Raw genomic sequence first — 13,970 nt, 5'->3', positions numbered from 1 at the left:
ACTGTTGCGTCTGATCTACCGAGCCCGTCGTCGGAGTTTCCACAGACTCCTTCTACACGATCGACGGCGCGGGTGGACGGTATCGGGCCAAAAGGACGTTGATGGCGGTCGCCAGCGCGCGGCGCGAGCGGGAGCGGCTGCTCAAGTAAGCTGGCAAACCATGCAAAAGCAGGTGCGCAGGCTGGGGGTGATGGGCGGGACGTTCGATCCCATCCATTACGGACACCTGGTCGCGGCCAGCGAGGTCGCGCACCAGTTCGAGCTCGACGAGGTGGTGTTCGTGCCCAGCGGCCAGCCCTGGCAGAAGGAACGCGAAGTGTCCCCCGCTGAGGACCGCTATCTGATGACGGTGATCGCCACCGCCTCCAATCCGCGCTTTTCGGTGAGCCGGGTCGACATCGACCGCGGCGGCCCCACCTACACCAAGGACACACTGCGGGAACTGCGCGAGCTCAACCCGGATGCGGAGCTGTACTTCATCACCGGCGCCGATGCGCTGGCCACGATCCTGTCCTGGCAGAGCTGGGAGGAACTCTTCGAGCTCGCCCGGTTCGTCGGGGTCAACCGACCCGGTTACGAACTGCGCCACGACCACATCACCGGCGTCCTGAGCGACCTGCCCGCAGAAGCGTTGAGACTGTTCACGATTCCCGCGCTGGCGATCTCGTCGACCGACTGCCGGCAACGTGCCGCGCAGCGTCGACCGCTGTGGTACCTGATGCCCGACGGGGTCGTGCAGTACGTGTCCAAGCGCCGGCTGTATCGCCAGCCTGCGGCGAGCGTGGCCGCCGGGAACAGCGCATGACCGCGAACCAGGAAGCCATCGACATGGCCACGGTCGCCGCGGCCGCCGCGGCATCCAAACTCGCCGACGACGTGATCGTGATCGACGTCTCCGGGCAGCTGGTGATCACCGACTGCTTCGTGATCGCCTCGGCATCCAACGAACGGCAGGTCAACGCGATCGTCGACGAGGTCGAGGAGAAGATGCGCCGGGCCGGTTACAAACCGGCGCGCCGCGAAGGTGCCCGCGAAGGCCGCTGGACGCTGCTGGACTACCGCGACATCGTCGTGCACATCCAGCACCAGGACGACCGCAACTTCTATGCGCTGGACCGGCTGTGGAGCGACTGCCCGGTGATCCCGGTGGATCTGGACGCCGAGCCCGATGAGGCGGGGACGCCGTGAGGACGCGCCGGCTGGTGATGTTGCGTCACGGGCAGACGGATTACAACCTGGGCAGCCGGATGCAAGGTCAGCTCGAGACCGATCTGAGCGAGCTGGGCCGCGCCCAGGCGGTAGCCGCGGCCGAGGTGCTGGGCAAATTGCAGCCAGCGCTGATCGTGTCGTCGGATCTGCGCCGCGCCTACGACACCGCGGTCAGGCTGGGGGAGCGCACGGGTCTGCCGGTGCGGGTGGACCCGCGGCTGCGGGAGACACACCTGGGTGACTGGCAGGGCATGACCCACGCGCAGATCGACGCCGAGCTGCCGGGCGCCCGATTGGCCTGGCGCGAGGACGCCAGCTGGGCGCCGCACGGCGGCGAGAGCAGGGTCGACGTGGCGGCCCGGAGCCTGCCGCTGGTCGCCGAACTGTTGGTCGATGAGCCCGAATGGGGTGCCCCGAGCCAGCCGGAGCGGCCGATCGTGCTGGTGGCGCACGGCGGATTGATCGCCGCACTGTCGGCCGCGCTGTTGGGTCTGCCGGTCGCCAACTGGCCGGTCCTGGGTGGTTTGGGCAATTGCAGCTGGGTGCAGCTCAGTGGTCACTCCGACGACGATGTCGGATTCGGGGCAGGGTTGGACGAGATCCGCTGGCGGCTGGACGTGTGGAACGCTTCGGCGCAGGTTTCCGACGATGTCCTCTGACCACCGGCCCACGTTGCTGATCTTCGCCGACTCGCTGTCCTACTACGGCCCCACCGGCGGGCTGCCCGCCGACGACCCGCGTATCTGGCCCAATATCGTTGCAGCGCAGCTAGATTGGGATGTCGAACTGATCGGCCGGATCGGCTGGACCTGCCGGGACGTGTGGTGGGCGGCGACCCAGGACCCGCGGTCGTGGGCGGCGCTGCCCAGGGCCGGTGCGGTGATCTTCGCGACCAGTGGCATGGATTCGTTGCCGTCGGTGTGGCCGACCGCACTGCGCGAGCTCATCCGCTACGTGCGGCCGCCGTGGCTGCGGCGCTGGGTGCGCGACGGCTACGGGTGGTTGCAGCCGAGGCTGTCGCCGGTCGCCCGGTCAGCACTGCCGCCGCACCTGTCCGCGGAATACTTGGAAATGACCCGTGGCGCAATCGATTTCAACCGACCCGGTATTCCGGTGGTCGCGTCGCTGCCGTCGGTGCACATCGCCGAGACGTACGGCAAGGCGCACCACGGCCGCGCGGGCACGGTTGCGGCGATCACCGAATGGGCGCAACAGCATGACGTTCCGCTGGTGGATCTCAAGGCCGCTGTCGCCGACGAGGTGCTCAACGGGCGCGGCAATCCCGACGGCATCCACTGGAACTTCGAGGCGCACCGGGCGGTCGCGGAGTTGATGCTCAAAGCGCTGGCCGAAGCGGGCGTGCCGAGCGAGAAAACCCGCTGACATGCCGGTCGTGGTAGTCACCGACAGCGCGGCGCGGCTACCGGCCGAGGTGCGCGACAAGTGGGCGATACGCGAAGTGCCGCTGCATATCCTGCTCGACGGCGCCGATCTGCGCGACGGCGTCGACGAGGTCCCCGACGACATCCACAAGCGCCACGCCACCACCGCTGCCGCCACCCCCGCCGAGCTGTGCGCGGCTTATCGGGAGGCGTTGGCGGCCAGCGACGGCGATGGCGTTGTGGCAGTCCATATCTCGTCGGATCTGTCCGGGACCTGCCGCGCCGCCGAGTTGAGCGCTGAGGAGTTCGGCTCGGCGGTCAGGGTCGTCGATTCCAGGTCGACGGCGATGGGGACCGGTTTCATCGCGTTGGCCGCTGCCCGGGCGGCGGCCACCGGTGTCGATCTGGATGCCGTCACCGCCGCCGCGGCTGGGGCGGTGGACCGCACGCACGCGTTCATGATCGTGCAGCGACTGGATAACCTGCGCCGCAGTGGACGCATCGGTGGCGCCAAGGCGTGGCTGGGCACGGCGCTGGCCCTCAAGCCGCTGCTGCACGTCGACGCCGGAAAACTCGTTCTGGCACAACGAATCCGCACCGCCAAGGGGGCTGTCACCGCGCTGGTCGACCAGATCTGCGAGGTGGTGGGGGAGCGCGCGGCGTCGCTGGCGGTGCTGCACGTCGCCAATCCCGACGGCGCACGCGAAGTGGCGGCGATGCTGGCCGACCGGCTACCGGCGGCTGAGCCGGCGATCGTCACAGCACTGGGTCCGGTGCTGGCGGTGCATGTCGGTGCGGGAGCGCTGGCGGTGTGTCTGCAGATTGTCGAGTAGCGCCGGGATCAGTCCGGAACCAGCGTCAGGGTCGCCGCTCCCACCGGAGGCTAGTTGGGCTGTTGCTCAACACATCTGGGATCTCGACCACCAGACGTCGAATCTGCCGACGCACGGCAACTCGTCGAGACGCCAAATCACTGGATCGGCGTGGATCCGCGGCGGGAGACGCGTCAGATCTGCCGGACGAACACCGTCGTACCCACCGCGTCGTTGTTCCAGATGTAGATGGGTAGTTGCGAGAACGGGTAGGACCCGGTGTTGAAGACGTAGAAATTATTGGGCGTCGCCGACGCGACGACGAACGGGCTGTGGGCCGCGGTGACCGTCTGCGTGTAGAGGGGCACACCGTTGATCGTGGAGACGGTGATGACTGTCCCAGCCGGCAGGTGGTTGCCGACCGCCAGGCCCGGCACCAATGACTGTGGGATCGCGCCCAGCTCGCCCCCGGAATCGATGAATGCGCCCACGGTTTGCGGCAATTCGTTGTTGATCTGCACCTGCACAACGGTTCTCGGGGCACCGTCCATCTCGACCAGCGGGGGCAGCGGATTGGGCCCGAACTCCAGCAGACCGCGGGGCAGATTGATCAGCACGCCCTGATTTATGTTGGCCGGCAAGGCGGCGTTCACGGGGCTGCTGAACGGGAAGTCGTTGTTGGGGCCCACGCCGAGATAGGCCGGCAGCGACGAAACCGGGATCGGGTTGGCAGGATTGCCGACATACGCCGAGGTGGCGACGCCGACAGTCGTTGGCGCGGTGACGATTCCGTTCCCGAAGTTCACTGTCGTCTGATACGTCTGGTAGCTGACGAAGACGGTCCCGCCGTACGTGACATTGCCGGAGGAGATGGGCGTACCAAGCTTGGTCAGATCGACGAATTGCGGCGGTACCACCAGACCGCTGGCGCCGGAGTCGACGGTGACGGGCACACTCGGTCCGCCGCCGACCGAGATGTTCACGATCGGGCTGCCCCACTGGCCGGGATGGATCAGCGTCTGGTTCGGCCCCAGCGCGGTGCTGATTCCGGCGGTGCCGGGCAGTCCCAGCAACCCGCCGCGACCGCCCGCCCCGCCCACGCCGCCCGGCCCACTGGCTCCGCCGGTGCCGCCGATACCGATCAGACCGGCGGACCCGCCGTCGCCACCCGGCATGCCGCCGTAGAGGTTGCGTCCGCCGGTGCCGCCGTTGCCCAACAACAGACCGCCGGCGCCGCCGTCGCCGCCGGCCGCCCCGTATCGGACGCTGACGCCGCCGGTGCCGCCGTTGCCGAACAACCACCCGCCGGGCCCGCCTGGGGTTCCCACGCCTTGTGCGTCGGTGTATCCGTTCGCGCCGTCGCCGAACAGCTGGCGTCCGGTGATCTGCAGGATGGGGTCGTTGACGAAGTGCGACGCGCTGGCGACCAGGTGATTGGCAACGGCGATCTCGGCGTCCGCGTAAGCACGTGCGGTTTCCAGCAGCCTGAGCACGACCTGCTCGTAGGACGTGGCGAACTGCCCGGCCGCCGCCTGGTACTGCCGCCCGTGCTCGGTGAAGAACGTCGCCGCCGCGGCCGAGATCTCGTCGGCGCCGGCGGCCACCAGGCCGGTGGTGGGAACGACCGCCGCGGCGTTGACTGAATGCAGCGACGAACCGATGCGTTCCAAAACAGTTGTCGCCGAACCGAATTGGTCAGGAGAAACCAGCAGAAATGACATGCCCGGCCTCCTCGTCGCGTCAATCACTCAAGAGAGTAACCGGCAACGGCTTACTTGGTGTGCCGAATAGCGCAGCTAGGCCCGCCGGGCATGTACCAGAGCGTTGTCCCCGCGCGGGTGCACCACCATGGGCCACCAGAACCACCGCCCGAGCAGCGTGGCGATCGACGGCATCAACAACGTGCGCACGATCAGGGTGTCGAGCAGCAGACCGATGCACACCGTCGACCCGAACTGACCCAGCACCCGCAGGTCGCTGCCCAGCATCGAGGCCATGGTGAACGCGAAGACCAGACCCGCCGCGGTCACCACACCACCGGTTCCGGCCATCGACCGGATGATCCCGGTTTTGAGCCCGGCGTGGATCTCTTCTTTGAACCGGGACACCAGCAACAGGTTGTAATCGGACCCGACGGCCAACAGGATGATGACCGACAACGCCATCACGATCCAGTGGATCTTGATGCCGAACAGGTCCTGCCAGATCAGCACCGACAACCCGAAGGACGCGGCGATCGAACTGGCCGCGGTGCCCACGATCACCATCGCCGCCACCACGCTGCGAGTGAGCAGCAGCATGATCATGAAGATCAGCGTCAGCGCCGACACCACCGCGATCATCAGGTCGTATTTGGCGCCGTCGTGCATGTCCTTGAATGTCGCGGCGGTGCCGCCGAGGTATACCTTGGCGTCGGACAGCGACGACTGCTTGAGTCCTTCCTGTGCAGCGGTCCGCTCGGCTTCGACGCGCGAAATCCCTTCCGGGGTCATCGGATCGCCCTGGTGGGTGATGAAGAACCGCGCCGACTTCCCGTCCGGCGACAGGAACATCCGCAGGCCGGTCTGGAAGTCCGGGTTGTCGAACGCCTCCGGCGGCAGGTAGAACATGTCGTCGTTCTTGGACTGGTCGAAACTCTGCCCCATCACCACCGCGGTATCGCTCAACGACTTCATCTGGTCCAGCATCGCGGAGAAGGTGGCCTGCATGGTCAGCGTGAGCGCCTTCGTCGTCTTCATCGTCGTGATCATCGGCGGAATCAGCACCAACATCTGGTGCGTGGCCGCGGCGGTGCGCTGAATGTCCTTGGTGAGTTCGTCGAACTGCCCGGCCAGCTGGTCGAATCCGTCCAACGACTCGAACAGCGAGCGCAACGACCAGCAGATCGGAATGTCGAAACAGTGCTTCTCCCAATAGAAGTAGCTGCGGATCGGGCGCCAGAAATCGTCGAAATCGGCGATGTGGTCACGCAACCGGTTGGTGATCTCGGCGGTCTCGGCCGTGGTCCTCGCGCTGTCGTCGGCGGCGCTGGAAAGCTCCTGCGTCACTTTGTACATGCGCTCCATGGTCTCGATCATGAACTGCATCTGGTCGGCCATCTTGGTGATGTCGGCCATCCGGTCCTGCAGGAAAGCCATGTTCTGCATGGTGGTCTGGCTTTGCATGCTGTTCTGAAAAGGTATGGAGCTGTGCTGGATTGGAATGCCCAACGGCCGGGTGATGTCCTGGACCATGGCGATTCCGACCGTGCGCATGACGTTCTTGGCCACTCGGTCCAGCACCAGCATGTCGGCCGGATTGCGCATGTCGTGGTTGGCTTCGACCATCAGCATGTCGGGATTCATCCGGGCCTCGGAGAAGTGCCGGTTGGCAGCTTCTTGTCCCTGATTGGACGGGGCCGAGGTCGGCAGGTAGAAGCGGTCGTTGTAGCTCGTGACAAAGCTCGGCAGCGCGACCATGCCGATCAGCACGATCGCGGTACTGACCGCCAAAATCGGTGCGGGCCAACGCACCACCGCGGTGCCGACCCGCCGCCACAGCCGTCCTTGCCCGGTGGCGCGCTTGGACTCGAACAGGTGCAGCTTGCTGCCCACGAGCACCACTGCGGGGCCCAGCGTCACACCGGCCAGCACCACCACCAGCATCCCGATCGCCACCGGCCAACCCATGGTGTTGAACCACGGCAGCCGGGTAAAGCTCAGGCAATAGGTGGCCCCCGCGATCGTCAGGCCCGACCCCAGCACCACCGGCGCAACCCCGCGAAAGGTCGTGTAGTAGGCGGTTTCCCGGTCCTCGCCGGCGCGTAGCGCTTCCTGATACCGGCCCACCAGAAAGATCCCGTAGTCGGTGCCGGCGGCGATCGCCAGCATGGTGAGGATGTTGGCCGCGAACGTGGTGAGCCCGAAGGCGTTGTTGTACGCCAGCACCGCGACGACTCCGCGCGCCGAAGCCAGCGCGATGAACGTCATGAACAGCTGGATCAGTGTGGTGACGATCGAGCGATAGACCAGCAGCAGCATGATGGCGATCGCGCCCAGGGTGAACAGGGTGATCTTGGCCAGGCTGGCGTTGCCGATCACGTGCATGTCGTCGCTGAGCGCGGCCGGGCCGGTGACGTAAACCTTCAGCCCGGGTGGTGCCGGATTCTTGTCGATGACCTTGCGCACCGCTTCGACCGAATCGTTGGCCTCGGTGGTGCCCTGGTTGCCGGCCAGGTTCAGCATCACGTAAGCGCCCTTGGCGTCGGCGCTTTGGGCTCCGGCGGCCGTCAGCCGGTCGCCCCAGAAGTCCTGGATGTGCTGGACGTGCTTGGGCTGCTCGCGCAGTTGGCGGATCAGGTTGTCGTAGTAGTCGTGCGCCGGCTGACCCAGCGGCGCATCGCCTTCCAGGACGATCATGACCGTGCTGTTGGAGTCGAACTCCTTGAAGTTGTGTCCCAGCCGCATCATCGCCTGCATGGACGGCGCGTCCAACGGGGTCATCGGTGCGGAATGCTGCTCGCCGACGACCTCCAGGGAGGGGACGGCGACGTTCACCAGCACCGTGACGAACACCCAGGCCAGGATGATCGGAATCGCGAAGATGCGGATGAAGTGGGGGATAGCGGGCCGGTGTGGTCGTTCGGCGGGCGGCGGGGCCTCGGCGGGCTGCACAGCGATCGGGCCGGTGGTCGCGTCCCGCGTGTCTTCTGCGCCGCTCATGCGGACTTGACCAGGCAGAAGGTCTGCGGGTTGACGCCGCCAGACTTCTTCTCTTCCTTGACGATTCCGTCGACCGTGATGCGGCAGCCGACGTTGCTGCCGTCGGACTGGGCCATGATGTTGGCGCTTACCGAAGGCAACGTCGTGGAGATCGTGACCGACCACGGCAGTGCTGCCGAGTTCACCTGGTGGGTGTTGGCGTCGGCGTCCCAGTAGTTGATGTTCGCGGTGGCCCCGGACGACCCGAAGATTTCGTAGACCACGACTTTAGGGTTGAACTGCACGATCTCTATCCCGGCACCGGCATTCGCGTTGAGGTCCTCGGAGCCGAAGACCTTGTGCAAGCGCGACACGACCAGACCCGCGACGGCGAGGACAACCACCAGAACCAGCGGTATCCAGATTCGTTTGAGCAGGCGGGTTGCGGTGCCCGTGACCGAACCATTCCTCATCGTCACTGCCTTTCGCACGCCGATACTGGGGTTGCAACACCCAATCGGAGAGCTTGCTTCCCACCCACCCGTCGGCGGCGCGGAAATCTTTGCTCGGCTAAGTACCCTAACCCTTAGTGCACGGAAGCGTTCCTCGGGGTGACCGCAATGTGCCGGACGACACAGTCTCAGCGCGCCAGGCGACCGGTGACCGGCGGAAGGTCGGCCAGCGTCACGATGCCCGGACGAGCGGCGACCACCGCCGGGACCGCGTTGGTCACCGGCATGGCGGTGTAGATCATGCCCAGGCCCATGAACCCTGGTTCCTTCCAGTCCCGGGGCGGCAGGCAGTGCAGGACGGTGCGCATGTTGGGCAGGCCGAACACCTGGATGACATGTCCGTGCTCGAGCGGTTTGGGCGGGACGACGTGATCGCCCATGGTCCAGTTGAATCCGACGCTGACGACGTTGCGGTCACCCTCCCAGCCGCGGTGGTAGCCGTGCACGCCGGCGACGGTTCCCGCCGGGATCGTCATGAAGCCCAGGTCGGAGTCGCCGGTGGCGGCGGTGAAGGTGACGTCGAAAGTCATCCGGTCCAGTCGCGCGCCGATCGCGTCGGCCATCATGGCCGCGGACTCGGCGAACACCTCGCTTTCCCGCCGCACGCTCTCGGCCAGTCCGGGGGTGTCGGGCGACTGCGAGAAGCCCATGGCTGTTTGGGTTTCCGCCGATTCGTAGGTCGAGCAATCCACCGATTCGGTGATCCGGATCTCGTCGACGCGCTCGCAGGCACCGCTGAGCACCATGCCGACCATGTTCGTCATACCGGGGTGCGCGCCGCTGCCGAAGATCGTGGAGTTGCCTTTCGCGCAGGCCGCCAGAATGCGTTCGCGGTCCTGCGGTGTCTGCTTGCCGCCGGTGATCCAGGCCGCGCTGGAACATACGTTGACCCCGGACTCCAACAGCCGCACCAGCTCATCGATGTTGGGCCACAACGGGTTATAGCAACACGCGTCGGCACCCAACGCGATCAGCGCGTCGACGTCACTGGTGGCGTGCACACCCGTCGGCTCCGGCCAGCCGGCCAGATCGGCGGCGTCGAGACCGACCTTGTCAGCACCGTGCGCATACACCCCGACCAGTTCCATGTCCGGCCGTCCGATGATCGCGTGCAGCGACCGTCGCCCGATGTTGCCGGTGGTCCACTGGATGACCCGCAGCCGACGGTCGGCGCTCATCGGGCGCTGACCCGCACTGCGGCAGTGGGTGGCCGCCCCGGCGTCAGTGTTGCCACTGGTTGAAGGCGTACATCGCACCGGACAGGATCTGTGAGATCGGATCCGCGCCGCCGCCGAAGGTGGCCTGAGTGGCCGGGGCGGTGACAGCCGCGGGGTCGTAACCGTTGACCGGGTCCACCTGCACCGGAGCGGTCAGCGGGTCGTCGTTGCGGGAGTAGCCGGCGTTGACCGAGGGCAGCAGCACCGTGTCGAGCTTGTTCAGCGTCCCCTCGTCGACCCCGAGATATTGGAAGGGCAGCACCAGCGGAAGGTGCCGTTCGGGAATCAGAAAAGTGGTGGTCGTCGCACCGCGGGAGTTGACCGTGCTCCGGATGTTCTGCGGCGGCACCACGCTGGGGTTGGTGAACGCGACCGCCGTGTGCCCGGTCATCAGCCCCACCAGGGTATTGGCCAGCGACATCCAGTTGTCCGGCCGGTCGGGGAAGTCGGCGATCGAGTCGTATGCGGAGATGAACATCCTGGTGTCGTACTGGCTCTCGACCGGTGGCGGCACCGGATAGTCGAGCGCGGGGACGATGCTGCCGACCGGGAACATGGCGGTCAGGAAACTCTCGCCGAACGCGTGCCGAGCAACCGGATCACCAAACGTGTTGAATGTCAAGTGATCTGGCGGCGGAGCGTTGGGATCGGTGGCGAGCCGTGCCTGCACTTCGTCGAGCACCAGCGCACCCTCGGACAACCCGATCACGGTGCCGGGACCGCCTCGACCGATCGCCGCAGTGAGATTGTCCGCGCCGACCAGGACCGATTCGCCGACGCTCGGACCGTCCGCGCCCAACCCGGGCATCATCTCGTCCAGCTTGGCGATGCCGGGGAAGAGGCGTCCCAGGACGTGGCCCTGGACCTGGCCTGCGGGGTAGTCGACGATCTGGCGGCGCCGGGTGGGGAGCCAATCAGCCCCCTCGCGACGGATGTATTCGTCGTACGGGATGCCCAGGACGTGCGCGCCGCCCAGGGCGTACGCCAACTCGTCCGTCGGCGTCGGAACCAGCGGCGTTTCGTCGGCTCTGGCAACCGGTGTGCCGAAAGATGCTGCGGCAGAGTCGATTACCAAAGTCATTGCCAGCGCGACAGCCCCCGCGAGTAGTTTCTTCATCCCTACTCCTCGCCTGCTCGATTCGGTTCGTAGTCTGTCACACGTCACGCGTCCGTGCCGACCCGGCGTGGTCTCGGCCGGGATGGCCACCAGCTGGCCTGCCCGATCAGCGCAGCGACCGCCGGGACCAGCACGGTGCGCACCACGAAGGTGTCGAGCAATATGCCGACACCGATGATGAAGCCGCCCTGCACCACGGTGCTGATGGTGGAGAACAACAGACCGCACATCGAAGCGGCGAAGATCAAGCCTGCCGCGGTGATCACGCCCCCGGTCGAGCCCAGCGCGCGGATCACGCCGTACCGCATGCTGCGTGGCGACTCGTCACGCATGCGCGAGACGAAGAGCATGTTGTAGTCGGCACCCACCGCGACCAACACCACGAAGGCCAATGGTGCCACGCTCCAATGCAATTGCTGGTGCAGCAGGTATTGAAAGACCAACACAGCGATACCCAGCGCAGACAGGTACGAGATCACCACGGTGCCGACCAGGTAGAGCGGAGCGATCACGGCTCGCAGCAATGCCATCAACGTCAGCAGTACGACGATGATGGTCACGGCGATGATGAACCGGATGTCATGGTCGTAGTAGTTGCGCGTATCGCGCAGCGTCACAGGGTATCCCGCCATCGAGACCTTGGCGTCCGCCAGTGCGGTATTCGGCTGGGCGCCCCGGGCGGTGGCGGTGATGGTATCCACCTGATCCATCGCCTCGGCGCTGAACGGATTGAGCTTGGTCTGCACCAGATACCGCACCGTGTGCCCGTCCGGGGACACGAACATCTTGGCGGCCTTCTTGAACTCGTCCAGTTGCAGCAACTGAGCCGGGATGTTGAAGCCGGCCATGGACGGTTGTGCCGCCTCGTCTTTCATCGCCAGCAGAAACGCCGACGCCTCACCCAGCCCCGCGCCCAGTTGTTTGACTTGCTCGACGAGCTGCTCCACCCCGTCAGCCAACTGTCGGCTGCCACCCGCGGAGCGGTCGGCGCCCTGTTGGAGTTTGGTCAGGCCGCCCTGGACTCCACCGGGCTGATCCAGTCCCGCCGCATGCACGGCCTTGTTCAACTGGGTGAGCGTTGCGCGCAACCGCGTTACCGTCGCATCGAGGGTCTGCCGATCCTGGAACGTCTGCATCTGTCGGGCCAGATCGTTGATCCGGTCGATGCTTCCGTCGCCGCTCACCTGCATCATGCGCTCGAACTGGGCACGGGTATTGCTGCAGGACGGGTCCGCGTTGCACACCATGTTGTTCTGCAGGGCGGCTAGTACCGGTCCGATCCAGCCGAACATGTCTCGTACGGCCATGAAGTTCAGCCCCATCGCATTGCCCAGCGCGTTGACGCTGTTGACGAGCTTGGCGGCGGTCTCGACTTCCGCAACCAGCCTGTCGCCCCCGTATTGGCTTCGCATCGAGGCGAACTCGTCGATCAATCCTTGGAAGCTGGACACGATCTGGGTCACCTGGCCGCGGGCGTCGCGGAGGTTGGTCGCCAGCAGATCGGCGCCGTTCACCAGGCGATTCAGGTCGTCGGTGTGGTCGCTGATCAAATCTGAGGCACCGCCCAGCCGAGCCCCGATGGCTCCGGCCTGATACGTGGCCCGCAACTGTTCCGGCACGACCCCGGTGGGCCGGGTGACGCCGCTGACCGCAGCGACATTCGGCAGTTGGCTGACACGCTCGGCCAGCTGTTCCAGGTCGGCCAGCGCGCGCGGCGTGCGCAGGTCATGCGGTGAGGAGATCAGGATGAATTCCGGGATGGACTGGTTGACCGGGAAATGATTCTCCAGGGCGGCATAACCGATCGAACTGGGAGCAGAGGCCGGCACGGCCTTGCGGTCGTCGTAGTTGTAGCGCACCAAACCCGCGCAGCCGGCCAGGATCGCCAGGACCAGCACGCTGGCAACCAGGTGCGACGTCGGGCGCCGCACGATGCGAATGCCCGAACGCCGCCACCACCGGGCGGTGAGCTCACGGCGCGGCTTGACCCAGCCGCGCGGACCGGCGATCACCAGGATCGCGGGCAGCAAGGTCAACGCAGCCAGGAATGCCACACCGATCCCGATCGCCGACGCCACCCCGACGGTCGAGAAGATCCCCATCCGCGAGAAGCTGATCCCGAGAAAGGTGATTCCCACCGTGGCGGCGGATGCCGTGATCACCTTCCCGATCGAGACCAGCGCCTTGCGGACCGCATCGTCGCAGTCCGCGCCGGAGCGCACATAGTCGTGATAACGGCTGATCAAGAACACCGCGTAGTCCGTCCCCGCGCCCGCGATCATCGCGCTGAGGAAGACGATTGACTGATTCGACACCCCCAGACCGGTCAACTGCGAGACACCGGCCACCACGGCTTGGGCGATCACCAGCGAACCCCCGATGGCGATCAACGGCAGCAACATGGTCACCGGATTGCGGTAGACGACCAGCAGGACGAGGAGCACCAGGACGCCGATGGCGATCTCGATCGGCAGCCGGTCGTGCTGACCGGCTGCGGTGAGGTCGGCGACGGTGGCCGCGGGTCCGGTGAGATGCACTTTCAGCGAGGTTCCGGCCGGCGTTTGGGCAACGATGTGCCCGACGGTGTCGGAGACCTTGTTGAAGGCGGCGTAGGACTTCGGAGTGCCCAGTTCGCCTGCCAGGCCCACCGGCAGCACCCAGGATTTGCGGTCCTTGCTGGTCAGGGCGGGACGCAAGGCGGGAGTGCTCACGAAATCCTGCACCATCACGACGTTGCGGGTGTCCTGGCGCAGCGCGTCGACCACCTTGCGGTAAACGGCTTCATCGGCAGGACCGAGGCCGCGCTCGTTGGTCAGCACCACCAGCAGCAGGTCTTCCGAACCCGATTCGTGGAACGCCTCGGTCATCTGCCGGGCGGCGACGCTCGACGGCGCATCCTCGGGCAGGATCGCGATCGGGTGACGCTCGGCCATCTCGTTGAGGGAAGGCAACGTCAGCGGAAGCGCGACCGCGATCGCGACCCACAGTCCGATCACTACCCAGGGCCACCGCACCACCAGATCTGCTAGCCGTCGCATTTCG

11 protein-coding genes are annotated in these 13,970 nt (G+C 66.1%); 5 read left to right on the top strand and 6 right to left on the bottom strand.

Annotation, left to right across the window (positions count from 1 at the left end):
- The first annotated feature begins 160 nt into the window (after positions 1 to 160).
- Genes nadD through AC5Y4D_RS15425 form a run of 5 tightly spaced genes read left to right on the top strand, consistent with a single transcriptional unit; the run spans position 161 to position 3,424 of the window.
- Positions 161 to 805 (top strand): nicotinate-nucleotide adenylyltransferase, encoded by a 645-nt coding sequence (gene nadD / locus AC5Y4D_RS15445; protein WP_499945161.1) that lies wholly within the window; start codon positions 161 to 163, stop codon positions 803 to 805.
- Positions 802 to 1,188: a ribosome silencing factor gene (gene rsfS / locus AC5Y4D_RS15440; RefSeq protein WP_500037563.1), complete on the top strand. Its 387-nt coding sequence runs from the start codon at positions 802 to 804 to the stop codon at positions 1,186 to 1,188. Before nadD ends, rsfS begins: the two co-directional genes overlap by 4 nt.
- Positions 1,185 to 1,868, top strand: coding sequence for a glucosyl-3-phosphoglycerate phosphatase (gene gpgP, locus AC5Y4D_RS15435; protein WP_500037562.1), 684 nt, complete (start codon positions 1,185 to 1,187; stop codon positions 1,866 to 1,868). The genes rsfS and gpgP overlap by 4 nt, the downstream gene beginning before the upstream one ends.
- A complete protein-coding gene (gene octT / locus AC5Y4D_RS15430) occupies positions 1,858 to 2,592 on the top strand; it encodes a diglucosylglycerate octanoyltransferase (protein ID WP_499945165.1) in 735 nt (244 codons plus the stop codon). The genes gpgP and octT overlap by 11 nt, the downstream gene beginning before the upstream one ends.
- A 1-nt stretch (position 2,593) precedes the next feature.
- Positions 2,594 to 3,424, top strand: coding sequence for a DegV family protein (locus AC5Y4D_RS15425; protein WP_500037561.1), 831 nt, complete (start codon positions 2,594 to 2,596; stop codon positions 3,422 to 3,424).
- 173 nt (positions 3,425 to 3,597) lie between these two features.
- Here AC5Y4D_RS15425 and AC5Y4D_RS15420 read toward each other — a convergent pair whose 3' ends face one another.
- The 6 genes from AC5Y4D_RS15420 to AC5Y4D_RS15395 all read right to left on the bottom strand — a co-directional run bounded on the left by AC5Y4D_RS15420 (position 3,598) and on the right by AC5Y4D_RS15395 (position 13,966).
- Positions 3,598 to 5,124: a PecA family PE domain-processing aspartic protease gene (locus AC5Y4D_RS15420; protein WP_500037560.1), complete on the bottom strand. Its 1,527-nt coding sequence runs from the start codon at positions 5,122 to 5,124 to the stop codon at positions 3,598 to 3,600.
- A 75-nt stretch (positions 5,125 to 5,199) separates the two neighbouring features.
- The gene (locus tag AC5Y4D_RS15415; protein WP_499992110.1) at positions 5,200 to 8,103 is read right to left on the bottom strand and encodes an MMPL/RND family transporter; all 2,904 of its coding nucleotides are present in this window, start codon (positions 8,101 to 8,103) and stop codon (positions 5,200 to 5,202) included.
- Positions 8,100 to 8,555, bottom strand: coding sequence for an MmpS family transport accessory protein (locus tag AC5Y4D_RS15410; protein WP_499992109.1), 456 nt, complete (start codon positions 8,553 to 8,555; stop codon positions 8,100 to 8,102). The genes AC5Y4D_RS15415 and AC5Y4D_RS15410 overlap by 4 nt, the downstream gene beginning before the upstream one ends.
- Before the next feature lie 167 nt (positions 8,556 to 8,722).
- Positions 8,723 to 9,772 (bottom strand): NAD(P)H-dependent amine dehydrogenase family protein, encoded by a 1,050-nt coding sequence (locus tag AC5Y4D_RS15405; RefSeq protein WP_499992108.1) that lies wholly within the window; start codon positions 9,770 to 9,772, stop codon positions 8,723 to 8,725.
- A 43-nt stretch (positions 9,773 to 9,815) separates the two neighbouring features.
- Complete coding sequence (pe, locus tag AC5Y4D_RS15400) at positions 9,816 to 10,928, bottom strand: acyltransferase PE (RefSeq protein ID WP_499945171.1); 1,113 nt, start codon at positions 10,926 to 10,928, stop codon at positions 9,816 to 9,818.
- A gap of 44 nt (positions 10,929 to 10,972) precedes the next feature.
- Entirely contained in the window at positions 10,973 to 13,966 is a 2,994-nt protein-coding gene (locus AC5Y4D_RS15395) for an MMPL/RND family transporter (RefSeq protein ID WP_499992107.1), read from the bottom strand.
- Between the last annotated feature and the right edge of the window lie 4 nt (positions 13,967 to 13,970).

The sequence above is a fragment of the Mycobacterium sp. NGS67 genome (assembly GCF_059812185.1).
This window is presented reverse-complemented; position numbering and strand designations above follow the sequence as displayed.